This is a genomic window from Mycobacterium sp. NPDC004974 (assembly GCF_053600815.1).
The window spans coordinates 204,317-226,830 of record NZ_JBSGAQ010000005.1; the positions used below are offsets into that span (position 1 = coordinate 204,317).

Annotated in this window: 17 protein-coding genes and 1 tRNA gene; 8 read left to right on the top strand and 10 right to left on the bottom strand. The window is 67.1% G+C overall.

Translation table 11 applies throughout. From position 1 onward, the window contains the following. Positions 1-42: 42 nt before the first annotated feature. Positions 43-1,074, top strand: a complete 1,032-nt coding sequence (locus tag ACWEFV_RS14340; protein WP_450070632.1) for an alpha/beta fold hydrolase — start codon at positions 43-45, stop codon at positions 1,072-1,074. 126 nt (positions 1,075-1,200) lie between these two features. Here the strand turns inward: ACWEFV_RS14340 and ACWEFV_RS14345 are convergent, their stop codons facing one another. Genes ACWEFV_RS14345 through ACWEFV_RS14365 form a run of 5 tightly spaced genes read right to left on the bottom strand, consistent with a single transcriptional unit; the run spans position 1,201 to position 4,568 of the window. Continuing rightward, positions 1,201-2,037 (bottom strand): SCO1664 family protein, encoded by an 837-nt coding sequence (locus ACWEFV_RS14345; protein WP_450070633.1) that lies wholly within the window; start codon positions 2,035-2,037, stop codon positions 1,201-1,203. Further along, entirely contained in the window at positions 2,021-2,608 is a 588-nt protein-coding gene (locus ACWEFV_RS14350) for a DUF3090 domain-containing protein (RefSeq protein ID WP_135455653.1), read from the bottom strand. Before ACWEFV_RS14350 ends, ACWEFV_RS14345 begins: the two co-directional genes overlap by 17 nt. Positions 2,609-2,643: 35 nt before the next feature. Continuing rightward, positions 2,644-3,315, bottom strand: coding sequence for a histidine phosphatase family protein (locus tag ACWEFV_RS14355; RefSeq protein ID WP_135455655.1), 672 nt, complete (start codon positions 3,313-3,315; stop codon positions 2,644-2,646). Positions 3,316-3,370: 55 nt separating this feature from the next. Then, a complete protein-coding gene (locus tag ACWEFV_RS14360; protein WP_135460115.1) occupies positions 3,371-4,201 on the bottom strand; it encodes an undecaprenyl-diphosphate phosphatase in 831 nt (276 codons plus the stop codon). Between the two features lie 55 nt (positions 4,202-4,256). Beyond that, complete coding sequence (locus ACWEFV_RS14365) at positions 4,257-4,568, bottom strand: hypothetical protein (protein ID WP_135455657.1); 312 nt, start codon at positions 4,566-4,568, stop codon at positions 4,257-4,259. A 123-nt stretch (positions 4,569-4,691) separates the two neighbouring features. Here ACWEFV_RS14365 and ACWEFV_RS14370 point away from each other — a divergent pair, with 123 nt between their 5' ends. From ACWEFV_RS14370 to ACWEFV_RS14380, 3 genes are read left to right on the top strand one after another with little or no spacing between them, the layout of a single operon-like run. Continuing rightward, positions 4,692-5,720 (top strand): YncE family protein, encoded by a 1,029-nt coding sequence (locus ACWEFV_RS14370; RefSeq protein WP_450070634.1) that lies wholly within the window; start codon positions 4,692-4,694, stop codon positions 5,718-5,720. Next, entirely contained in the window at positions 5,717-5,986 is a 270-nt protein-coding gene (locus tag ACWEFV_RS14375) for a DUF5703 family protein (RefSeq protein ID WP_077741092.1), read from the top strand. The genes ACWEFV_RS14370 and ACWEFV_RS14375 overlap by 4 nt, the downstream gene beginning before the upstream one ends. Next, positions 5,986-7,047: a quinone-dependent dihydroorotate dehydrogenase gene (locus ACWEFV_RS14380; RefSeq protein ID WP_450070789.1), complete on the top strand. Its 1,062-nt coding sequence runs from the start codon at positions 5,986-5,988 to the stop codon at positions 7,045-7,047. The genes ACWEFV_RS14375 and ACWEFV_RS14380 overlap by 1 nt, the downstream gene beginning before the upstream one ends. A gap of 18 nt (positions 7,048-7,065) precedes the next feature. On the opposite strand, the gene ACWEFV_RS14385 is transcribed toward ACWEFV_RS14380, so the two are convergent. Both ACWEFV_RS14385 and ACWEFV_RS14390 read right to left on the bottom strand, forming a co-directional pair. Continuing rightward, a complete protein-coding gene (locus ACWEFV_RS14385; protein WP_135455663.1) occupies positions 7,066-7,590 on the bottom strand; it encodes a YbhB/YbcL family Raf kinase inhibitor-like protein in 525 nt (174 codons plus the stop codon). 40 nt (positions 7,591-7,630) lie between these two features. Beyond that, positions 7,631-8,974: a M20/M25/M40 family metallo-hydrolase gene (locus tag ACWEFV_RS14390; RefSeq protein WP_450070635.1), complete on the bottom strand. Its 1,344-nt coding sequence runs from the start codon at positions 8,972-8,974 to the stop codon at positions 7,631-7,633. Positions 8,975-9,062: 88 nt separating this feature from the next. Between ACWEFV_RS14390 and ACWEFV_RS14395 the strand changes: the two genes are divergently transcribed. Then, positions 9,063-9,148: transfer RNA gene (locus ACWEFV_RS14395), tRNA-Leu, on the top strand. A gap of 76 nt (positions 9,149-9,224) precedes the next feature. On the opposite strand, the gene ACWEFV_RS14400 is transcribed toward ACWEFV_RS14395, so the two are convergent. Both ACWEFV_RS14400 and ACWEFV_RS14405 read right to left on the bottom strand, forming a co-directional pair. Further along, on the bottom strand, positions 9,225-10,574 hold the full coding sequence (locus ACWEFV_RS14400; RefSeq protein ID WP_450070636.1) for a serine-threonine protein kinase: 1,350 nt from the start codon (positions 10,572-10,574) through the stop codon (positions 9,225-9,227). A gap of 15 nt (positions 10,575-10,589) precedes the next feature. Further along, positions 10,590-12,428 (bottom strand): S8 family serine peptidase, encoded by a 1,839-nt coding sequence (locus ACWEFV_RS14405; RefSeq protein WP_450070637.1) that lies wholly within the window; start codon positions 12,426-12,428, stop codon positions 10,590-10,592. A gap of 212 nt (positions 12,429-12,640) precedes the next feature. Between ACWEFV_RS14405 and ACWEFV_RS14410 the strand changes: the two genes are divergently transcribed. The 3 genes from ACWEFV_RS14410 (at position 12,641) to ACWEFV_RS14420 (ending at position 18,341) form a co-directional block, all read left to right on the top strand. Beyond that, positions 12,641-14,503: a peroxidase family protein gene (locus ACWEFV_RS14410; RefSeq protein WP_450070638.1), complete on the top strand. Its 1,863-nt coding sequence runs from the start codon at positions 12,641-12,643 to the stop codon at positions 14,501-14,503. Between the two features lie 8 nt (positions 14,504-14,511). After that, complete coding sequence (locus tag ACWEFV_RS14415) at positions 14,512-15,618, top strand: catalase family protein (protein WP_450070790.1); 1,107 nt, start codon at positions 14,512-14,514, stop codon at positions 15,616-15,618. A gap of 122 nt (positions 15,619-15,740) precedes the next feature. Continuing rightward, on the top strand, positions 15,741-18,341 hold the full coding sequence (locus ACWEFV_RS14420) for a LuxR C-terminal-related transcriptional regulator (protein ID WP_450070639.1): 2,601 nt from the start codon (positions 15,741-15,743) through the stop codon (positions 18,339-18,341). Between the two features lie 21 nt (positions 18,342-18,362). Here ACWEFV_RS14420 and ACWEFV_RS14425 read toward each other — a convergent pair whose 3' ends face one another. Beyond that, entirely contained in the window at positions 18,363-22,424 is a 4,062-nt protein-coding gene (locus ACWEFV_RS14425; RefSeq protein ID WP_450070640.1) for a molybdopterin-dependent oxidoreductase, read from the bottom strand. Between the last annotated feature and the right edge of the window lie 90 nt (positions 22,425-22,514).

Consider the following 22,514-nt stretch of genomic DNA (forward strand, 5'->3'; position numbering starts at 1 on the left):
ATCGGGGCCCGGGTTGCGCTGGCGCGCCGGTAACTTGGCAGCGTGAGGCGACTGGTCAAAGTGATCCCGCTGTGCGTCCTGGCGACTGTGGTCGTAGTGATCGGGTCGGGCGCGGCATGGGAACAGATCGAACGAAACCGCGCCGCCGCGGAGTTTCCAGCCCCGGGCAAGATGATCGATATCGGCGGCCGCACCGTTCATCTCGACTGTCGCGGCCAAGGCTCGCCAACAGTGGTGCTCGAATCCGGTGCCGACACGAGCGGTTCCGCGTTGTGGTTCCCGGTGCATCGACAAGTGGCCACCTTCACCCGGGTGTGTTCGTACGATCGCGCCGGACTCATGTGGAGCGAGTCTGCCGGCGACAGGCCACGTGACCCCGTCGCGGTTGTCGCAGATCTTCAGCAAACGCTGCGGGCGGCAAACGAATCGCCGCCCTACGTCATGGTCGGGGCATCGCTCGGCGGCCCCTTCACGATGATCTTCACCAAGTACTACGGGAGCGAAGTAGCCGGCCTGGTCTTCGTCGACGCTGCCCACCCGGATCAGACCGACCGGTTGGCGGCCGCGACCGGACGCCCGGAAGACGGCATCCCTGCGGTGTTCAAAGTCCTGCGGTATCTGGCTTGGACGGGCTTGCCGCGGCTGCTCATCCCCGGGCCGACCGTGAAGGAACTACCGCCTGACGTCGTGCGCGCAATCGGTGCCTATCAGCCCGTCTCACTGGCCGCCTCATTCGACGAAGCCGAAGCGATGGAGAGCACGTTGCGGGAGGCGGGAACCTTCCGCGAACTGGGCGACCGGCCCCTGTCCGTCCTCTCCCGGGGCAAGCCTTGGAGCGCCTACAGCGAATCCGAGCGGGCGGGCACCGGCCTGTCCCGTGACCAGTTCGACCGAATGCAACAGGCGTGGTGGGAAATGCAGGTGGAGGAGGCGAGCTGGTCGACCCGGAGCACGCATCGCAAGCTCGACGATTCCAGTCATGTCATTCAGCTGGAGAGGCCTGACGCAGTCGTCGATGCGATCCGCACGGTGGTGTCGCAGGTACGCGCACGGAATGCCACGTCGACGCGGTAGCCGGGCCGGGCCCGATTGTTGCGCTGACGGGGTCGGTTGTGCCAGTGCCTGGCCGAGCAGGCCATCTGGGCCGACACGGGCGACTACGGCCGGTTGCAGTACACCTTCGCCCAGCTCGAATCCGAGCTAGAAGGCCGGCCACGGGATCGGCCGGTGCCGATCGGGCGTCGGCATCACCGGATTGTGCAGTAACCCAACGATTCTGGACCGCAACGCGGCGATCTCCGCCTCGGTGATGTGTATGCACAACTGCTCGGCCAGACCGCCGAACCCGTCGCGCAGCGCCGCGACGTCGGCCAGGGTCTCGTCGTCGACGGGTTTTCCTGCCCAGCCCCACAGCACGGTCCGCAGCTTGTCCTCGACATGCAGGCTCACCCCGTGGTCCACGCCGTACACGCCCCCGTCGAGCCCGGCCAGAATGTGCCCGCCCTTGCGGTCGGCGTTGTTGATCAGCACGTCGAACACCGCCATGCGGAACAGCCGGCGATCGTCGGCGTGCACCAGCGTCACCTCGTCGCCGGCGTAGTCGTAGGCCTGCAGGATCGGCAGGAAACCCGGCGGAAGGTTCCCGGCCGGCACCAGGTCCACCAGATCGGGGCCGGAGTCGGGCTCGTCGCCCACCTGATCCCCGGGCTGTTCCACCCACAGCTGCAGCATGCCCGGCCCGGCCGGCCCGTCACGAATAATGGTGTGGGGCACGATGTTCCAGCCCAAAGCGGCCGACACCAGATATGCACTCAGCTCGCGGCCCGCCAATGTGCCGTCGGGGAAATCCCACAGCGGCGCCTCGCCCCGGATCGGCTTGTACACGCAATGGACCTGCCGCTCACCGGAGGTCGCCTCACACAGGAAGGTGGCGTTGCTGGCTGACCGGATCCGGCCGATCACCGTCAGTTCGCCGTCGGCCAGCACCGCATCATCGTCGGGGTCGGGATCCGGATCGGGGCTAGGATTCTGCGTCATCTTCGGACCCGGCCACCTCACCGCGCCGATAGCCGTTGGTACGCACACAGATGTGACCGTCGGGATCCAGCGGCTCATCACACAGCGGACACGGCGGGCGTCCGGCCGAGATCACCCGGTTGGACCGGGTGGCGAACTCCCGTGCCGACTCCGGGGTGAGGAACACCCGCACGGCGTCGGGGCCGTCCTCGGCATCGTCGAGGACCACCGACGCGTCGAACTCGCCTTCGGAGACCGCAAGCAGTTCCACCACGACGGTCTGCGCTTCCGAATCCCAGCCCAGGCCCATCGTCCCGACGCGAAACTCGGCGTCGACCGGGGTGACCAGGGGCAGCAGGTCACTCACCTCGCCGGTTTCCGGCGGGATCGGTGTGCCGAAGCGGCGGTTGATCTCGGTCAACAGGGCGGCGATCCGCTCGGCCAGCACGGCGACCTGCTGCTTTTCCAGGATCACCGAGATCACTCGCTTGTCATGGACAGCTTGCAGGTAGAAGGTGCGGTTACCGGGTTGGCCGACAGTCCCGGCCACAAAGCGGTCGGGAGTACGGAAAACATGAATTGCGCGGGCCATGGCACCTTCCAAAATACCGGTAGCAATACCGCGGGTCAGTTGGTGGACCCACCCACCACGGCGTCGGTGGCGGGTTTGGCCGCCAGCCCGGCGCTCAACTGCGCGCCAGTGTGGTTGATGTGCATCACAAATGGGCGGAGGTCGGTGTAGCGGATCACGCTCATCGACGCGGGATCGGCGGTGATGCGCTGGAATCCATCCAGATGCACGCCCAAGGCATCGGCCAGCACCGCCTTGATCACGTCACCGTGGGTGCAGGCGACCCAAAGCACGTCGGCACCATGCTGTTCGGCCAACGCGCGGTCGCGTTCCCGCACCGCGGCGACGGCACGAGCCTGCACCTGGGCCAATCCCTCACCGTCGGGGAACACCGCCGCGCTGGGCTGCTGCTGCACGACCGCCCACAGCGGTTCCTTGACCAGCTCGCCGATGGCACGGCCGGTCCAGCTGCCGTAATCCACCTCGGTGAGCCGGTCATCGACGATCGGCTGCAACGCGAGCGCCTCGGCCAGCGGCGCCACCGTGCGCTCGCAGCGCAACAGCGGCGAGTGCACGATCGCGGTCACCGGTAATTCCCCGATTCGCGCGACCAGGCCTGCAGCCTGTTCGGCGCCGCGCTCGTCGAGTTCGACACCCTCACTGCGGCCGGCGAGGGTATGCGCGGTGTTCGACGTCGAACGGCCGTGGCGCAGCAGGATCACGGTCATTTCGACTCCTCGTGCGAGCGCTCGTCGGTCATCGGCCATGCCCTCCCGGTCTGGATCATTGCGCGGCGACTACCCCGGTACCCAGTAGCGCCAGCACCACCACGCCCAGCACCACCCGGTAGCCGACGAACCAGTACATGCTGTGCGACACCAGGAATTTCAGGAACCAGGCGATGGCGGCCAAGCCCACGACGAACGCGATCACGGTGGCCACCAGCAGTTGGGCCCCGCTGGCGCTCATCCCCTCCCCGACCGGGTGAAAGGCATCGGGCAGGGAGAAGATGCCCGAGGCGAACACCGCGGGGATCGCCAGCAGGAAGCCGAACCGGGCAGCCAGCTCGCGCTCCATGCCCAGGAAGAGCCCGGCGCTGATGGTCGCGCCCGAGCGGGAGACCCCCGGCACCAGGGCCAGACACTGGGCCAGGCCGACGATGATGCTGTCGCGCCAGGTCAGCTGCTCGACGCGGCGAACCTGCCTGCCGTAGTACTCGGCCGCTGCGATCACCGCCGAGAACACGATGAGCGCCGAGGCCACCAGCCACAGATTGCGTGCGCCGGTACGGATTTCGTCCTTGAACAGCAGCCCGAACACGCCGATCGGAATGCTGCCGATGATCACCCACCAGCCCAGCCAGTAGTCGGCCGACCGGTGCGCCGCGTTGAACAGTCCACTGAACCAGGCCTTGATGATGCGCCCGATGTCCCGGGCGAAGTACACCAGCACGGCAAGCTCGGTCCCCAGCTGAGTCACCGCTGTGAACGAGGCGCCAGCGTCGTCGTCGAAGAACACCCGCGAGGTGATCGCGAGGTGTCCCGAGGACGAGACCGGCAGAAACTCGGTGAGCCCCTGGACAATCGACAGCACGACAACTTGCAGCCAGGACATGGCACCGACGTCAGTCACGACGATGACCGTACCGTGGCGAGCGGGCCGAGATGCGTCAGCGAGCGGTACGCGAAACCGGCTGCGCGCCGGCGACCGCGTCGCGCACCGTTGCCGACAGACTGCGTTCATCAGTCAGGTCGATATCGGTCAGTTTGCGGGTGGCCACGGCCACTACGTCGTCGTCGACCGGAACCGGGCCCGACAGCCGCGGGCGGTAGACCTCGATCATGAGCTGCTGACGTTCGATGTGGAAAGAAAAACTCCGGCCATCGCCAACTTGGCCAAACCCACTGGCGTGTACACCAGTGGAAATATCCTCCATAGCAAACTCTCGGTTACCCAATTCCCGGTCTGCGGCGAGGGTCATGGTCGAACCATACCTCGACTTATGCCGCGTTGGTTGCAGACGCGACCATTTCGGTCCAATGGCCATGCCTAAACTGGATTCCTGCACGTCACCGACCATCCATTTCCGATCGAGAGCGATCCGTTGCGCCCAATCCTTGCAGGTCAGCCAGTTCGCGCCGGCCTCGTTGCGCTGGCCCTGCTGCTCACCGCGGGCTGCTCCTCCAACCCCGCCGATGCCCCGCCTCCGACCATCGAGCCCGCTCAGGCCGCCGTTTCACCCCCAGTGGCGGCGAAACCAGACGGGGAAGTCCGGGAACTACGCGGGCACGCCGCGAGCGCCCTATTCGACCCAGCAACCGGCACGCTGGCCGTTCTGACCCCCGGCCCAGAAGGCCAGTCGACACTGAGCCTGCTGACCGGAAACCAGCCGCGGCGCGACGTGACGCTGCTGCCCGCGGCCACGGCGCTCGGCGTCGACGGCAAGGGCGACATCCTGGCATCCACCCGGGGTGGATACTTCCGGGTCGACGTGGCCGCGGCCAAGGCCAGCAAAATCGACGTGGACGGCGCCCAGGGTGTGGAGTTCACCGCGATCGCACTGCGCGCCGACGGCAATCCGGTGCTGGGCACCTCCGACGGAGCGGTCTACACCTTGGGCAGCGACCACACCGTAGCCGCCCACCTCAAGATCTTCGCCCGAGTGGATTCTCTTGTCACACAAGGAAACACCGCGGTGGTTCTGGACCGCGGGCAAACCTCGGTGACAGCCGTCAACCCCAGCGGGACCAAAGCCGCCCAGGCATTGCGGGCCGGTGATGGTGCCACCACCATGGCCGCCGATGCGCGCGGACGGGTCCTGGTCGCCGATACCCGCGGCGACGAGCTATTGGTGTTCGGCACCGAGCCGTTGATCATGCGCCAGCGCTACCCGGTACCCGCCGCCCCCTACGGCCTGGCCGGATCCGCCGAGCTGGCGTGGGTGTCGCAGACCGCGGCCAACACCGTGATTGGTTACGATCTCTCCACCGGCATACCGGTGGAAAAGGTGCGTTATCGAACCGTGCAGCAACCGAACTCCCTGGCCTACGACGACAAGACCGACACCCTCTACGTGGTGTCGGGCTCGGGAGCCGGTGTGCAGGTGATCCGCACCGCGTCGGGCCGCCGATGACCACTATCCAGCAGGGCCGCATGCCTCCCGGATGGGACAAGGTCGTCGCCGAGGATCGTTCCGAGGAATACGACTGGATACCGCTGCGGCTACCGCCGGATGTCACCAGGATCAGCGCCTCGATCCGCTTGTCGATCGAGGCCGAGTACCGCGGCTGGGAACTGACCCGGGTGCGGGCCTATACAGATGGGAGCCGACGGGTGCTGTTGCGCCGCAAGAAGACCGCGTCATCCATGCCGGGCACACCCCAGGCGCCTTCGCTGTGATCTACGCGGCTCTGCGGCGGGCGCTGTTCCTGGTGCCCCCGGAACGGATTCACCTGTGGGTGTTCGCCCTGCTGCGCGCGGTCACCGGCCCCGCGATCCTGCGGCGCGCACTGGCGCGACGGCTGGCTCCGACCGATCCGGCGTTGGCCAGCACGGTGTTCGGGATGCGGTTCGCCGGCCCGATGGGCCTGGCCGCGGGTTTCGACAAGGACGGCCGCGGCCTGGGTACCTGGGGTGCACTCGGCTTCGGGTTCGCCGAGGTGGGCACCGTCACGGCGCAGCCACAGCCGGGTAACCCCGAGCCGCGGCTGTTCCGGCTGCCCGAAGACCACGCGCTGCTCAACCGGATGGGGTTCAACAACGAGGGCGCGGGGGCGCTGGCCATCCGGTTGGCCCGGCACACCCCCGATGTGCCGATCGGGGTGAACATCGGCAAGACCAAGCTCACCCCGCCCGAGGACGCGGTAGCCGACTACGCCGAGAGCACCCGGTTGGTGAGCGCGCTGGCCGCCTACGTCGTCGTCAACGTGAGCTCACCCAACACCCCCGGGTTGCGGGATCTGCAGGCCGTCGAATCGCTACGGCCGATCCTGGCCGCGGTCAAGGCCGAGACCGACAAGCCCGTACTGGTCAAGATCGCCCCCGATCTCTCCGATACCGATATCGACGAAATCGCGGACCTGGCAGTCGAATTGGGGCTGGCGGGGATCGTCGCCACCAACACCACCATCTCGCGTGACGGGCTGGCCACCCCCGGTGTCGCAGACCTGGGCACCGGTGGGATCTCGGGGCGCCCGGTGGCACACCGGTCCCTGCAGGTGCTGCGCCGGTTGTACCGCCGCGTGGGCGACAAGCTCGTGCTGATCAGCGTCGGCGGCATCGAAACCGCCGACGACGCATGGGAGCGAATCGTCTCCGGGGCCACGCTGCTGCAGGGCTACACGGGGTTCATCTACGGCGGCGGGTTGTGGGCCAAACAGATTCACGACGGCATCGCCGAACGGCTGCACGCCGGCGGGTTCGCCTCGCTGACCGACGCGGTGGGTTCAGCTGCACGCTGACCCACCGCGCGCCGCGAACTAGTTCTGCTCGTAGGTGCCGTGGATGACGGCGCGGGCGATGGCCTGGCCGAAGAGGTTGAAGCCCAGGTAGGCCGGGGTGGCACCCTCGGGCAGCCCCAACGACTCGACCGGCAGGGCGTGCACTGCGATGTAGTAGCGGTGCGGGCCGTGACCGGCCGGCGGGGCCGCACCGAGGTAGCGCTTCAGGCTCGCGTCGTTGGTCAGCGTGACCGCCCCACCGGGCAGGTCGCCACCGTCACCGGCACCGGCGGGCAGTTCGGTCACCGTCGCGGGCAGGTCAGCCACCGCCCAGTGCCAGAAACCCGAGGCGGTCGGGGCATCGGGGTCGTACACCGTGACCGCGAAGCTCTTGGTCTCGGCCGGGAAGCCCGACCAGCTCAGCTGCGGCGAGACGTCCGAACCGCCGGCCCCCATGATCCCGCTGACCTGATCATTGGCCAGCGGCTGCCCGTCGGTGACCGATTCGGAGGTCAGGGTGAACGTCGGCAGCTTCGGCAGGCTGTCGTACGGAGATGTGCTCATGGTTCCCTCTCGTCGTGGCTCGTGTAACCGGCTCGTGCGGTCAGCAGTTCCGCAGAAAGTGTTCCAGAACCCCCGCACCGAACTGCAGCGCGTCCACCGGCACCCGCTCGTCGACACCATGGAACAGCGCCGCGAAGTCCAGTTCCGGCGGCAACCGCAGCGGCGCGAATCCGAAGCATCGAATCCCCAACCGCTGGAACGACTTCGCGTCGGTTCCGCCCGACATCATGTAGGGCACGGTGCGGGCTTCCGGATCGAGCGCCAGGATCGCCGCATTCATGGCGTCCACCAGATCACCGTCGAACGTCGTCTCGTAGGACGGCAGATCCCGCTCCCAGCTGCGGGTTACATCGGGCCCGATCAACTCGTCGACCTCGCGCTCGAAGGCCTCCTTACGGCCCGGCAGCACCCGGCAGTCGATCACGGCCTCCGCCGATGCGGGAATCACGTTGGCCTTGTAACCGGCATTGAGCATGGTCGGGTTGGCCGTGTCGCGCAGGGTGGCCGACACGATCCGGGCCACGCCGCCGAGTTTGGCGATGGTGCCGTCGAGGTCCGGCGAATTCACGTCGAAGTCGTAGCCGGTCTCCTCGGCGACCGCCGTGAGGAACTGTTCCACGGCCGGATTGAGGACCAACGGGAACTGGTGACGGCCCAGCCGGTCAACGGCACCGGCGATGGCCGTCACGGCGTTGTCGTCGTGCACCATCGAGCCGTGCCCCGCCCGGCCCCGCGCGGTCAGCCGCATCCACGACAGCCCCTTTTCGGCGGTCTCGATCAGGTAGAGCCGACGCTCCCCGCCATCCTTGCGGGGCACGGTCAGGGAGAACCCGCCCACCTCACCGATCGCCTCGGTGACGCCGTCGAACAGGTCGGGCCGGTTGTCCACCAGCCAGTTGGCCCCGTACGTGCCGCCGTGCTCCTCGTCGGAGAGAAATGCGAACACCAGGTCGCGGGGAGGGACGATGCCGGCCCGTTTGAAATGCCGGGCCACCGCGATGGTCATCCCGACCATGTCCTTCATGTCCACCGCGCCGCGGCCCCAGACGTAGCCGTCCTTGATCGCACCGGAGAACGGGTGCACGCTCCAATCGGCGGGCTCGGCCGGGACCACGTCGAGGTGCCCGTGGATCATCAGCGCGCCGCGGGACGGGTCGGCGCCGGGCAGCCGGGCGAAGACGTTGCCCCGCCCCGGAGCCCCCGCCTCGACGTATTCAGTCGTGTAGCCGACCTCCCGGAGCCGGTCGGCTACCCATTCCGCACAGTCCGCTTCAGGCTTCAGGGTGGCCGGATCACCGGTGTTGGAGGTGTCGAATCGGATGAGCGCACTGACGAGATCGACTACCTCGTCCGCGCTGGAGGCGGGGACCGTCACAGAGTCCATTGGTACCACCGATTCGCTCCGGGACGCCGGTTTGGGTCTTCGGCACCCAATCCGTTAGCCTTAAGCGCCCAGCCCGCGAGGCTGGCGAGTCCGAGTGGCGGAATGGCAGACGCGCTAGCTTGAGGTGCTAGTGCCCTATTAACGGGCGTGGGGGTTCAAGTCCCCCCTCGGACACACAACGAAGGCGAGCGAAATGAACGCTCGCCTTCATTTCTGAGCCGATGCAGTGTGATGGCCGGCGAAGCCGCCATCACACCCGGGCCGGGTTCAACTTCCCAGCGGTGGCGGCAACCCAGGTCAGCTCTTCGTGGAAGATGTCGCTGTGCGCGCCCGACGGGCCGTCATCCTTGGCCACCACACCCGAAGAATCCAGGTTCAGGATCTGCCCGGGCTGGAATGGGTAAATCGCTCCCGTGGCGCCCAGGCTCTGGGTCTGCGACTGGTATGCCCCGTTCGAGCCCATGGCCCGCCAGCGGAACAACGGATCCTCCACTCCGGCCGCATCGTCGCCCGCGGCGGCCGAGGCCAGCGGATAGAACGTCCCCAATGCCCGGTCATGGCTGGAGAAGCAGACCGTCAACGGGCCGTCGATGCGATTGAGCATGCCCGCCAGCTCCCCCGCCCCCTTCCGGAACGGCAGCCGCTCGGTGAAGCTGAACCGGGAGTACGCACCCTGCAGCAGGGTCACCGCCTTGACCGGTGAGGGTTGGACATCGGTCATCCCGGCGAGCGCATAGGACACCACCCGGGCCCCGAAACTGTGTCCCACCAGGTGGATCCGCAGGTCGGGGAAGTCAGCGTGGAGCTGGTCGATGACCGGCCCCAGCCCGCGCCGGCCCACCACGCCGGCGCGGTTCTTCATCTTCCAGTAGCTGAGCTGGCGCAGCGCCTCCTTGGCGCCCTGCCACAATCGGCCCGCGATATCGCCCAGGCCGGCTGCTCCCCCGCCTTCGTCGTCGAATTCCACACCGGCAGCCGCCAATTCGTCAGCGAAGGTGGTGAACAGCTTCTCCGGGTCCTGGTCCGGCGCGATCATTCCCGGACCGGCCTCCGGGCTATCGGCCTCGCCATCGCTGAACCCGGTCTGGGTGGCGGCGCTGAACGCGCGCAATGCATCGAGCAGTTCCGGCAGGCGTTCGTTACTCGGCGGGGCGGCCAACAGGCCGGCGATGGTGTCCAACTGCTCTTTGCCGTCGGGAAACATGTCCTTGAGGTCGGCCAGTTGAGCCGGATCGATCGTCACCGGTCCGGCCGGTACCTCCACGTCGTCGCCCAGCGCGGCCGCACCCCCGGCGTCGCGCGCCGCCGGCCCGGGGAAATCGGGGATCGGCTCGTCACGCCACAGCTCGGACGGCCACCGCAGCCCGACGAACCCGACTGTGTGAGCCGGATCGAGTTGCGGAGCCAATAGCCCGAACCATCGGTTGTACAGTGACGTCGCTGCCGCTTCGTCGTTGTTCCAGCCGTGGGAGAAGATGATCAGATCGGTCAACCCCGCCGCACCGATCCGGCTCTTCAGATCGGCCAGCACGTCCGGATCCGGGTCGCCGTCGGCGTCGAACACCAGTCGCCAGATCCGTTCTGCCACATCGTTGGTCATCGGATTCCTTTCAGGTCAAACGGATTGCATAGCCCGCATCAGGTCCACCATGCCGCTGCCCTGGAACGCCGGGTCGCGGTTCAGCGTGATGGCCGAGTCGACGAAGATGCGTTTGATCGCCTCCGGCTCACTGACGAATTCGCGTTGAACCGACAGGAACGCCGCGATCGCGCCGGACACATGCGGCGCCGCCATGCTGGTGCCGCTCTCCTCGACATACACCGGCACGTCGGGTCCGACGTCGATCTGATTGGTCACGGCGTCCCGGAAGCTTCCGGCCGCTGCCGAGGTGATGCGCTCGCCGGGTGCGACGAGGTCGGGTTTGCGCCGCCCGTCCCCGGTGGGGCCGCGGGAGGAGAAGTACGAGACGCCGAAGGTGTGCGGCGAACTCCGGTGTGTGGAGCCGACGGTGATCGCGCTCTCGGTGTTACCCGGATCGTTGATCGTCATGTCGGCGGTGAACTTCACCGAATCCTTGCTGAACGCCGTATTCAGTGACACGTAGCCGGAATTGCCCGCGGCCACGACCACCACCACTCCCGAGCGCACGGTCTTGTCGACCTCGATGCACATCGGGCTCTGCCCGCAGGCATACCACTCGGCGTCGAATTCGTAGCCGAGGCTGAGGTTCACGCCATGTATCCGGGGCACCCGCTCGCTGCCGGCGTTGAGCTTCCGGACGTAGGCCAGGGCCTGCATCACCCGGCTCACCCGCGACGCGTCATCCCCGGGCCCGAGCACCTTGAGGCTCACCAGCTTGGCCTTCGGCGCCATACCCGCCAGCCGCGACGGATCGGCCACCGTGCGCGGCGCGGTGATCGGATCACCGCCGAACTCAGGGTCGTTGAGCCGCTTCTCGACCACCACGATGTCCTCGGGCTTACGGTCCACCAAACCACCGGCGATGATCCCGGCCACGTGCGTGCCGTGTCCGTCGGTGTCGGTCAGCGGGGCGTTGCCGCCGGTGAAGTCTTGGTGCAGATCGGCCACCGCGGGATCACTCAGGTTGTGGTACGCCGCGAAGTGGGCGTGTTTCTCATCGATACCGGAATCGACCACCGCCCAGACGATTCCCTCACCGAAGCTGTCGAACGATCGCTGAGCGGCGATGGCTTTGATGGTGGTCGAGGAGGCATCGATCTGCGGGTGCACTTCGAAGTCCGGCCAGATCCGGTAGACCGCGCGCTGCGGCCAGACCTGCGGGACGGCATCGGCCGACACGATCGACTTGATCTGGTCGGACGTGAGATCCCCGGCCATGAACTGATCGGCCAGCGGCACGGGCATCCCCGCCCCGCCGACCAGCTTCCAGAGCCCCTCTACCCTTTCGATCGCGGCGGCCACCGATGGCTGGAAGGTCAAGTTGAGCTCGATCATGATCGGTATCGGGGTGTCGTTGCTCTCCCGCGCCATCGCCGTGCGCAGCGGCGGTGTCACGACGCCGGCCAGAACCGGGTCGCGTTTGGGGGGTTCGGGAGTCCCGACCTGTGGTGCGGGGGCGCGTTCGTCCGAAGGAGCCGCGGCCCGCACCGCCGGCCCGGGTACAGCCTCGGCCCGTTCGCGGGCATCGGCTACGGCTCCTCGACCGGCTTCGGTCAATTGCACCGCCGCGCTTTTCCCTGCCTTGGGCGCGATCAGCTTCCGCCTCCGCAGTGCCGCGACGGCATCATGAACACGGTTGTGCCAGTACGGTTTGTCGTTCTCGTACTGGCGGTCACGCTCGGTGAATCTCGAAGCGAATTTGGCGGCGACCGTCTCGGTCAACAACGGCATGTCCGCGGTGGTGCCGGACGCCTCCAGATCTCCCAGCGCACTGAGCACCCGATCTGCCCAGATTTCCCCCGTTGAACTCACCGCGCTCCTCGGCATACTCAGCCACCCCAGGTTTTCCTGCGTCGATTGATCGTCGCTCAGCCGAGCCGCACATACACGCGTATTCGACTACTCGAAACGCACACCGATCAGCAAGGTCGGATCGAGTAGCCCACTACTCATGTCATTCCCGTCCCGGTGAACAACAATCGTGTTTGGGGAGGCAGCACATCCTCACCGGAGGGAAACAACGAATGGTGACCACGGCGAGACAGGCTCCTGCGTTCATCGCCGCGGTCTGGTCCCAGTCCCGATCGGTGACGGTCACACTCGCGGCACGGATCGCTCAGGGCATCGACCAGTCGGTGGGCTGGGCACGCCTTCCCAAGATCGTCGGTCTGGCCGTACTGATCGGACTGCGGCACCAGCTGCGGGCGTCGAATCTGTATGCCGCCGAACCTGCCCCGATCCCACCGAGCGGACCCGTCGACATCGGCAATTACCTGGGCGCCCGCACCCGTGACGGTTCCTACAACGACCTCAGCGACCCGAGGATGGGTGCGGTGGGTTGCCGGTTCGGCCGGAACGTCCCACCCGAATACTCCTATCCGGAATCCGCCCAGCAACTCCTCGAACCCAACCCGCGGCTGATCAGCCGCACCCTGCTGACCCGCGACAGTTTTCAGCCCGCGACCACATTGAATCTCCTGGCCGCGGCGTGGATTCAGTTCGAGGTCCACGACTGGTTCGCGCACGGCTCGGTCCCCACCCAGCCCTGGGTGGTCCCGTTGCACGATGACGACCCGTGGCCCCAGCGACCGATGCGGGTCGAACGCACGCCGCCCGATCCCCACCCCAGTCCCGTCGGGCCGCCAACCTTCGTCACGCAGGAGTCGCATTGGTGGGACGCCTCCCAGATCTACGGGACCACACCGGCATTCGCCCGTGCCCTGCGCGCACCCGATAAGGGCAAGCTGCGTATCGACGACGCGGGTCTGCCGCCGCCCGAGGTCGAGGCGACGGCCGACCTGACCGGCACCGCGGGGAACTTCTGGGTGGGTCTGGCCCTGCTGCACTCACTGTTCATGCGCGAGCACAACGCCATCTGCGACCACCTGGCCCAGGCGTACCCCTATCTCACCGGCCAACAGCTCTACGACAAGGCCCGCCTGGTCAATTCCGCATTGATGGCCAAGATCCACACCGTGGACTGGACGCCGGCCATCATCGCGCACCCGACGACGGTGACGGCCATGCGCGTCAACTGGTTCGGGCTGCTGGGCGAGCGGTTGGGCCGCCGGTTCCGACACAGCATCGGTCGGATCAGCATCAGTCCGCTGCTGCACGGCATCCCCGGCTCACCCACCACACATCACGGCGTGCCGTATTCGTTGACCGAGGAGTTCGTCGCGGTGTACCGGATGCACCCGCTGATCCCCGACGAGTTCACCTTCCGCTCGCTGGCCGACGACCACGTCACCGCTCAGCACGAGCTTCCTGAACTGTCGGTGCTCAATGTGCGTGCCCGGCTGTCCGAAAGCCCGATGGCCGACCTGTTCTACTCCTTCGGTCGCGCCCACCCCGGGGCGTTGTCGCTGCACAACTTCCCGCGGCACCTGCAGCACATGCATCGCGTCGACGGCACCCTGATGGATCTGGCCACGATCGACCTGATCCGGTCCCGGGAACGAGGTGTGCCGCGCTACAACCAGTTCCGGGAGTTGTTCCGGCTCAGGCCGGTGAAGACTTTCGAGGAGCTGACCGGTGAGACGGTGCTGGCCGCCGAGCTGCGCGAGGTCTACGACGACGACGTGGACCTCGTCGACCTGATGATCGGCCTCTACGCCGAGCCCAAACCGCCCGGATTCGGCTTCAGCGACACCGCGTTCCGGGTGTTCATCCTGATGGCCACCCGTCGGCTGGAAAGCGACCGCTTCTTCACCAGCGACTTCCGTGACGAGACCTACACCGTCGCCGGCATGAACTGGGTGCGCGACAACGACATGCGCTCGGTGTTGTTGCGCCACTTTCCCGAACTATCCCCGGCCCTGGCCGGGGTCGCCAACCCGTTCGCCCCCTGGAACCCCGTCTCCCCCACCAGAAAGGCATCCGCATGACCGAAGCCATGGCCCCCGCCGACGTACGTCGCCTCGCAGAGAGCCTCGACCCGGTTCGCTACCGCGACAGTCTCGAGCAACCCAAGGCCGGCGAAGCCAAGGACATCGAGAAGATCATCAAGGCCTTGCACAAGAACAACGAGCGGGCGTACAAGAAGTTCAAGCACGGGCTGCGGGACGCGCATGCCAAGAGTCACGCCATCCTGCGCGGCGAGCTCATCGTCAATCCGGATCTGCCCGAGGTGCTCGCCCAGGGAATGTTCGCCGAAGCGCGCAGCTTCCCGGTGATCGCCCGCATCTCAACCACCTCGGGGGTACTGCGCAGCGACAAGAACCGCGGCGTGCGCGGACTCGGCATCAAAGCCATCGGCGTGCACGGCGAGCGCGCGATGGACGATGAACCGAATGTCACGCAGGACTTCGTGCTCGTCACCCACGAGGAATTCCTGTTCGCCGATGCCCATGCCTACCGGACGCTGGGGATGCTGAGCGCCACCTTGCTGGCCCGGTTGTCCGACGGCGCGCTGTGGGCAGGCAGTGAACTGCTCGGCGCGCTCCAGAAGATCGGTCTGCCGATACCGCCCAATCTGGCCGTGTTCGTCGCGCCCAACCGTCCGATCCTGGGCGAGACGTTCTACTCCTCCGCCCCGATCCGCTATGGCGACTATGTGGCGCGATTCAAATACGAGCCCACCTCACCGGAGGTGAAAGCGCTTGCCGACCAGACCCTTCCGCGTAATCCCGGCCAGGATGAGCACCGCGATCTGATCATGGCGTTCTTCGAAAAGCACTCCGCGGAATACACATTCAGCGTGCAGCTGTGTCTCGACACCAAGGAGATGCCGATCGAGGACGCCACGAAGCCCTGGAAATCCCCGTACCTACCGGTCGCCAAGGTGGTGTTCCCCGAGCAGAACCCCTACAGCGCATTGCGCCGCGCGTACGGCGACGACGTGCTGTCCTTCAACTCGTGGCGCGGCCTCGAGGCACACCGGCCTCTGGGATCCATCAATCGGTTGAAGCGCAAGGTGTACGAGGCATCGAGCGACTTCCGGCACCAGATGAATCACATCGACCGGCACGAGCCCGCCAACATTGCCGAACTTCCGGATTGACCCTCAGCGAACGGGAAATGCTTGCAATGGGAAGAACATTCGCCTCCACCGCCGACACACACCGCCCCGTCGACCCCTTGTTCGGCAGCGATCCGGCCTCGGTACCCCTAGACTCAGGATTCATGCCTGGTCAGTGGCAGCTTTTGGACCGGCCCGCCGAGCACGAGGCCATTCGGGCCGCCCTCAGCGGGACGGACAGCTGCGGAGTCGTCCTCGTCGGAGCTGCCGGAGTCGGCAAAACCACGTTGGCGCGCACCGTCACCGCATCATTGAGCCGGAAGGTGCACTGGACCGCATGCACCGAATCGTCGCGCAGCATCCCGCTCGGCGCGTTCGCCCACTGGGTGTCGTCGTCGGGATCGCGAGACCCCATCGCGCTCATCGGATCGGCACGCGAATCCCTTGTGGCCGACGCTGACACCATCGTCGGAATCGACGATGCCCACCTGCTGGACCAGCTGTCGGCGACGCTGCTGCACCAGATCGCGGTCGAGCGCTCCGGCCACGTGGTGGCCACGGTCCGCACCGGCGAGCCGGTACCCGACGCCGTCACGTCACTGTGGAAGGACGGTTACCTCCAGCGCTTCGAACTCAGCCCGTTCACCAAGCAGCAGAGCATCGCTCTCATCGAAACCGTGCTCGGCGGAACCCTCGAAGGGCTCAGCGCCGACGTGATGTGGGAGACCTCGGGCGGCAACCCGCTGTTCCTGCGCAACATGGTCGAGGGCGCCGTCGACGCGGGCACGTTGACCAAGGTCAACGGGGTGTGGCAGTTTCGCGGCCCCACCGTCATCCCGTCCGGGCTGGTCGAACTGCTCGACGAGCGGCTGGCGCACGCCGGTGAGGATGTGCTGCACGCACTGAAACTGCTGGCCCTGTGCGAACCCCTGGACATCGATGCCCTGGCCGAATTGGCCGGGGAGGAAGCGGTGGATACGGCCGAGATGCGCGGCCTGATCCGGATCGTCGCCGACGACGGTCAGATCAACGTTCGGTTCAGCCACCCATTGTTCGGCGAGGCGGTGCGCCGCCGGGTCGGCACCGCGTCGGCCCGCAAGCTGCGGGGCCGGATCGCCAAGATCCTGCACGAACGCAACCTCGATTCGCCCGCCAGCCGAATCAAGTTGGCCGAGTTGGCCATCGAGAGCGACCAGGGCACCGACATCGAACTGCTGATCACGGCCGCCAAGGACGCGGTGTTCCTGTCCAACCTTCCGCTCGGCGAGAAACTGGCCCGTGCGGCCTTCGCCCACGGCGGTGGCCTGAGCGCAGCCGCACTACTGTCCCGCGCGCTGTTGTGGCAGGGCCACCCGGTACAGGCCGACGCCATCCTCGAGCAGTTCTCCCCTGCCGACCTCAACGAGATGGAGCTCGTGCAGTGGGGCATTCCCCGACTGTCCAACCTCTTCTGGTCAATGGGCGATGTGGTGCGCGCGGATCAGGTGCTGGCTCTCCTGCGGGAGCGGGTCACCCATCCGACCCTCCGACTGATCGTCGATGCGACCGGCGCGGGCATGGCCGTTCACCGGAACAAGATTCCCGAGGGACTGGAGATCGCCGAACGGGTGCTGGCAAACCCTGAGGCGCCCCGGCAGGCGGTGGATTTCGCGGCGTTCGCGGCCGGCCTGTCGATGCCGTTGATCGGTCGCGGCAACGATTTCCTGCCGATCGCATCGCGGTGCCGCACCGAGCGCAAGACCACCGACGGCATGGTCCGGATCATGGTGTTCTACGGTGAGGTGCTGGCTCTGGCGTACACCGGCCGGTTGGATCTGGCCCAGCAGCGCGCCACCGAGTACGCCGAGTTCTCCTCGGCCGGCCAGTTCGCCGGCTGGGCCATCGCCAAGATCATGGAAGGCGTGGCGGCCACGCACAGCGGCCGGTTCCGCGACGCCATCCTGGCGATCGAACAGGCCCTGGCCGCGCTGAACGCCGAGAGCTCCCTGCCCTGGCAACTGCCCGGCCGGTTGCTACTGGCCCGCGCATACGCCGGGGTGGGCAACCCCGCCGAGGCCGAGCGGGTGCTCGAGGATGCCAAGGAACACTCGGGCGAGTTCATGGCACTGCACGAGCCCCTCCGGATGATCGCCAAGGCCTGGCTGGCCGCAGCCAAGGGCGGACACCGCTCGGCGATCGACATGGCCCGGGCGGCCGCCGATGCGGCGCACTCGTCCGGCCAGTTCGCGGTCGAGGCCGAGGCCCTGCACAGCGCGGCACGCTTCGGCGACCGCAGCGTGACCCGCCGCCTGCAGGACCTGGTCGACCGGACGGAGGGACCGTTGCCCGCCCTCTACGCACGACACGCCGCGGCCGTGACCGCCGCCGACCCGAACGAACTGGACAAGGTGGCCGGCGCGTTCGAGGAGGTCGGTCTGCTGCTGTCGGCGGCTGACGCCGCCGCTCAGGCGGTGCCCCTGCACGACAAGGCCGGGCATCGCCGCAACAGCACCGAATCCGCCGCGCACGCACTGCAATTGGCGTCCAAGTGCGGCGGCGCCGCCACCCCGGCGATCCGATCGGCCGCGCGCCCGCTGCCGGTCACCGCGCGCGAACGCGAGGTGGCCGGACTGGTGGCCCAGGGATTGTCGAACCGCGACATCGCCGAACGGCTCACCGTCTCGGTCCGCACCGTGGAGGGGCACATCTACCGGGCCTGCATCAAGCTCGGCGTGGCCGACCGTGATGAACTCGCCAAGATCGTCTGGAACGACCTGGGCCAGTAACTGGAGTTCAATGACGCGAGCTCAATACACGTCTCGCACGTACCTCTTCTGGGCGACCAGTTCCCGCTTGTAGTCGCGCGCGGCGTCTTCGGACATCGCACCGTGGGTGCGCAGGATCGTGGTCAGCGTGGTGTCGACATCCTTGGCCATCCGGGAGGCGTCACCGCAGACGTAGAAGTGGGCACCGTCGTCGAGCCAGCGCCATACCTCGGCCCCACGGTCGAGCATCTTGTGTTGCACGTACACCCGGTCGGCCTGATCGCGGGAGAACGCCAGATCCAGCCGGCTCAGAAAGCCGTCCTCGACCATGTCCTCGAGGTCGTCGCGATAGTAGAAGTTCTCGCGGCGGTGCTGATCGCCGAAGAACAACCAGTTTCGACCGCCGTGCCCCAGCGCCCGGCGCTCCTGCAGGAATCCCCGGAAGGGCGCCACGCCGGTACCCGGGCCGACCATGATCATCGGCGTGCCAGCGTCCTCGGGCGGCCGGAAATGCGGTGACCGCTGCAGGAACACCGGCGCGGCCGCGGCGCGGTCGGCCAGGAAGGTGGAACACACTCCGCCCCGGGCCGAGCCGCCGGCACCGCGGTAGCGCACCACCGACACCGTCAGCTGGACCTCGTGCGGACTGACCAGCGGGCTCGACGAGATCGAGTAGTTGCGCGGGGTCAGCCGGACCAGAACCTCTTGCCACTGTTCGGGCTCCGCGCGCACCGCGAACTCGCTCACGACGTCGAGGCCGTTGCGGTTGCGCATCCAATTGCTGCGCCGCTCACCGGAATTGCGCAGGATCTTGGCCGCGGACTTGTCCGTGCAGGACTCCGCGACGAACCGCAACAGGTCCGGCGTCACCCTACAGATGTCGTATGACGAGATGAGGGCATCGCGCAGCGACTGCTCCACACCGTCGACCTCGATCACCGAGTCCGGGTTGAGTGCGGTGGCCGCCAGCCAGGAGTCGACCACGGCCGGATCGTTGCTGGCATAGACGCCCAGTGAGTCACCGACCGAATAACTCACGTCGTACTCGGAGATGTCGAAGCCGAACTGACGGACCTCCTTGGCCGCGGTCGACGTCGTCAGCAGCTCGTTGCGCGCCAGTACGGCCAGAATCGGCTTGGCCCTGGTGAATTCGTCAAACTCGGTGCGGATGACGGTGCCGGGACCTCCGCCGGCGATGGCCGGGACGGGCGTGGCACCGGCGAGCGCCGTGGTAACCGAATCGGCCCAGCGCCGCAACGGCTCGTCATCGTAGGCCTCGCAGTCGGCGCGCTCGAGCAGCTTGGTGGCACCGAGATCGGCCAGCCGCTGGTCCAGGGATTTGGCGTGCCCGCAGAAGTTGTCGTAGGACTTGTCACCGATGCCGAGTACCGCATAGCGGACACCGTGCAGCTGCGGGGCATCCGGGGCCTGAAGCCGGCTCCAGAAGTCGGCGCCGTTGTCCGGTGGGCCCCCGTCACCGAACGTACTGGTGACCACCAGGATGTCGCGTGCGGCGGCAAGGTCGGCCAGCGCGAGGTCGTCCATGTTGACCAACGAAGCCCCGTCGATGCGGCCCGCCAGCCCAGCCGCGAATTCCTCGGCGGTGCCGGTCTGCGAGGCCCACAACACCAGCGGCCCGCCGGGCACCGACCTCTCGCCCGGCGCACCGCCGCCGGCCCGCGAATAGCGTCCGGCCAGCATCCCGTCCACCCACAGCCGCACCTTGGCACTGAGCGGCGCTGCCGCCGGAACTACCGGCACGCCCACGGGGGCGTCCGGCAGACCGGTGAAGAATCCGGCCAGATAGATCTTTTCGTTCTGACTCAGAGACGGCTTGTGTGCGGCGCTCAACCCCATCTCGGCCGCCAGCGGATGCAGCGCCGGGGTCCCGTCGACCGTCAGGACCGGACGCAGGCTGACTGCGCACACCTTGAACTCCGGCTGCAACGAGTCCGGGTCGACAGCATCGTTGGTCACGGCATTGACGGTCAGGTACTCGCCGTGTTCGTCGTTCCAGTGAAACGGCGCAAAGCAGTTGCCCGGCCGCACCCGGTCCGACAACACCGCGGGGAGCACTGCGCGCCCACGCCGGGACGTCAGCTCGACCGGCTGCCCCTCCACGATGTCGAGCTCCAGGGCGTCCAGCGGGTGGATTTCGACGAACGGAGCGGGATTGAGCTTGTTGAGTTTGTCCACCTTGCCGGTCTTGGTCATGGTGTGCCATTGATGTTGCAGCCGACCGGTGTTGAGCACCATCGGATAATCGTCATCGGGCAGTTCCGCGGCATCCATGTGCGGCCGGGCGAAAAAGACAGCCCGCCGCGACGGCGTCGGGAAGGCCAGCCGGGGCCGGTTACCGTCGGCGTCGACGAACAGGTCCTGGCTCACGCCGTCGTTGAGGTAGCGGATGGGGTGCCGGTCGTCCTCCCCACCGGGGCCGTCGACCGGTGGGACCGGCCACTGCAACGGGGTCTCGCGCAGCCGCTCATAGTCGGCGCCGCGCAGGTCATATCCGGTCTTCGGGTTGGCGAACCCGCGGATCTCCGAGAAGACCTCTTCCGCGGACCGGTAAGCGAAGTGTTCGGCGAACCCGAGATGCGCGGCCACCTGGCAGATCAGCTGCCAGTCCGGTCGGGCCTGCCCCAGTGGGGCGACCGACGGGGACAGCAGGGTCAGGTTGCGCTCCGAATTGACCATGACGCCTTCGGATTCCGCCCACAACGCAGCGGGCAGCAGGACGTCGGCGTAGTGATTGGTCGCCGTGGACCGGTAGGCATCCTGGACGACGACCAGCTCGGCGGCCTCCAAGCCGTTGATCACGGTCTTCCGGTTGGCCACGGTGGCAACGGGATTCGTGCAGATGATCCAGCAGGCCTTGATCTTGCCCTGCTCCATCTGTTCGAACATACCGATGGTGCCCGGGCCCACCTCGGAGCGGATGGTGCCGGGTTCGACACCCCACCGGGTCTCGACGAATGCGCGGTCATCGGCCGCGAGCACTGACCGCTGGCCGGGCAGACCCGGTCCCATGTAACCCATTTCCCGGCCGCCCATGGCGTTGGGCTGACCGGTCAACGACATCGGACCGCTGCCGGGGCGGCAGATCGCGCCGGTGGCCAGATGCAGGTTGCAGATGGCGTTGGTGTTCCAGGTTCCGTGTGTGCTCTGGTTGAGACCCATGGTCCAGCAACTCATCCACTCCCCGGCCTCGGCGATCATCGCTGCGGCGGTGCGGATGTCAGCTTCGGGGATTCCGGTGATCTCGGCAACCCGGGCCGGTGGGTAGCCGGCCAGGAATTCCGGCATCGCGTCCCAACCCGTGGTGTGTTCGGCGATGAACTCATGATCGATGTCGCCTCGTTCGACCAGCAGGTGCAGCAGGCCATTGAGCAGCGCCAGATCGGTTCCCGGCTTGATCTGCAGGAACAGGTCGGCGCGTTCGGCGGTCGCCGTCCGGCGCGGGTCCACGACGATCAGCTTGGCTCCGGCCTTGAGCCGATCAGCCATGCGCAGGAACAGAATCGGATGACAGTCGGCCATGTTCGCACCGGAGACGAAGAACAGGTCGGCCCGGTCGAAGTCGGTGTAGGAACCCGGCGGCCCGTCGGAGCCGAGCGACTGTTTGAAGCCGGTTCCCGCACTGGCCATGCACAACCGGGAATTCGATTCGATGTGAACGGTCCGCAGGAATCCCTTGGCGAGCTTGGTGGCCAGGTACTGCGCCTCCAGAGTCATCTGGCCGGACACATAGAGCGCGACGGCATCCGGTCCGTGCTCGTCGACGATGGCCCGCAGCCGGCGTCCCGCCTCGGCTGCCGCGTCGTCCACCGGTGTCGGCAGCAGTTCATCCGCACGCGTGGGCCGCAGCAAAGCGGACTGGAGCCGATCTTCGTCAGCGGCCATCATCTCGGCGTGCATCGCCCCCTTGGTGCACAGCCGGCCGAAATTCGTGGGATGCAGCTTGTCGCCGCTGACCCGGGCAATCACCGTGCGGCCGTCATCGACCCTGGTAGTGACCTCGATGCCGCATCCGACGCCACAGTACGAACACGCCGTCCGGTGTGTCTTGTCCGGGACCGAACCCGGGGCCGCGCCGTCCGCCATGCCCCCATCATCTGGTGAGGGTGTTGTCGGATCTTTCCGGCGACGTTATCGCCACGAAAACTGATGCTCACCACCCGTAGATGCCCCGTG

Bases quoted from the DNA above. Each gene is read 5' to 3' on its own strand.
- ACWEFV_RS14390 (WP_450070635.1), bottom strand. From the start codon at position 8,974: ATGGACTCTGTGACGGTCCCCGCCTCCAGCGCGGACGAGGTAGTCGAT.
- ACWEFV_RS14415 (WP_450070790.1), top strand. From the start codon at position 14,512: ATGGCCCCCGCCGACGTACGTCGCCTCGCAGAGAGCCTCGACCCGGTT.
- ACWEFV_RS14420 (WP_450070639.1), top strand. From the start codon at position 15,741: ATGCCTGGTCAGTGGCAGCTTTTGGACCGGCCCGCCGAGCACGAGGCC.
- ACWEFV_RS14365 (WP_135455657.1), bottom strand. From the start codon at position 4,568: ATGACCCTCGCCGCAGACCGGGAATTGGGTAACCGAGAGTTTGCTATG.
- ACWEFV_RS14360 (WP_135460115.1), bottom strand. From the start codon at position 4,201: ATGTCCTGGCTGCAAGTTGTCGTGCTGTCGATTGTCCAGGGGCTCACC.
- ACWEFV_RS14410 (WP_450070638.1), top strand. From the start codon at position 12,641: ATGGTGACCACGGCGAGACAGGCTCCTGCGTTCATCGCCGCGGTCTGG.
- ACWEFV_RS14425 (WP_450070640.1), bottom strand. From the start codon at position 22,424: ATGGCGGACGGCGCGGCCCCGGGTTCGGTCCCGGACAAGACACACCGG.
- ACWEFV_RS14385 (WP_135455663.1), bottom strand. From the start codon at position 7,590: ATGAGCACATCTCCGTACGACAGCCTGCCGAAGCTGCCGACGTTCACC.
- ACWEFV_RS14375 (WP_077741092.1), top strand. From the start codon at position 5,717: ATGACCACTATCCAGCAGGGCCGCATGCCTCCCGGATGGGACAAGGTC.
- ACWEFV_RS14400 (WP_450070636.1), bottom strand. From the start codon at position 10,574: ATGACCAACGATGTGGCAGAACGGATCTGGCGACTGGTGTTCGACGCC.
- ACWEFV_RS14350 (WP_135455653.1), bottom strand. From the start codon at position 2,608: ATGGCCCGCGCAATTCATGTTTTCCGTACTCCCGACCGCTTTGTGGCC.
- ACWEFV_RS14345 (WP_450070633.1), bottom strand. From the start codon at position 2,037: ATGACGCAGAATCCTAGCCCCGATCCGGATCCCGACCCCGACGATGAT.
- ACWEFV_RS14355 (WP_135455655.1), bottom strand. From the start codon at position 3,315: ATGACCGTGATCCTGCTGCGCCACGGCCGTTCGACGTCGAACACCGCG.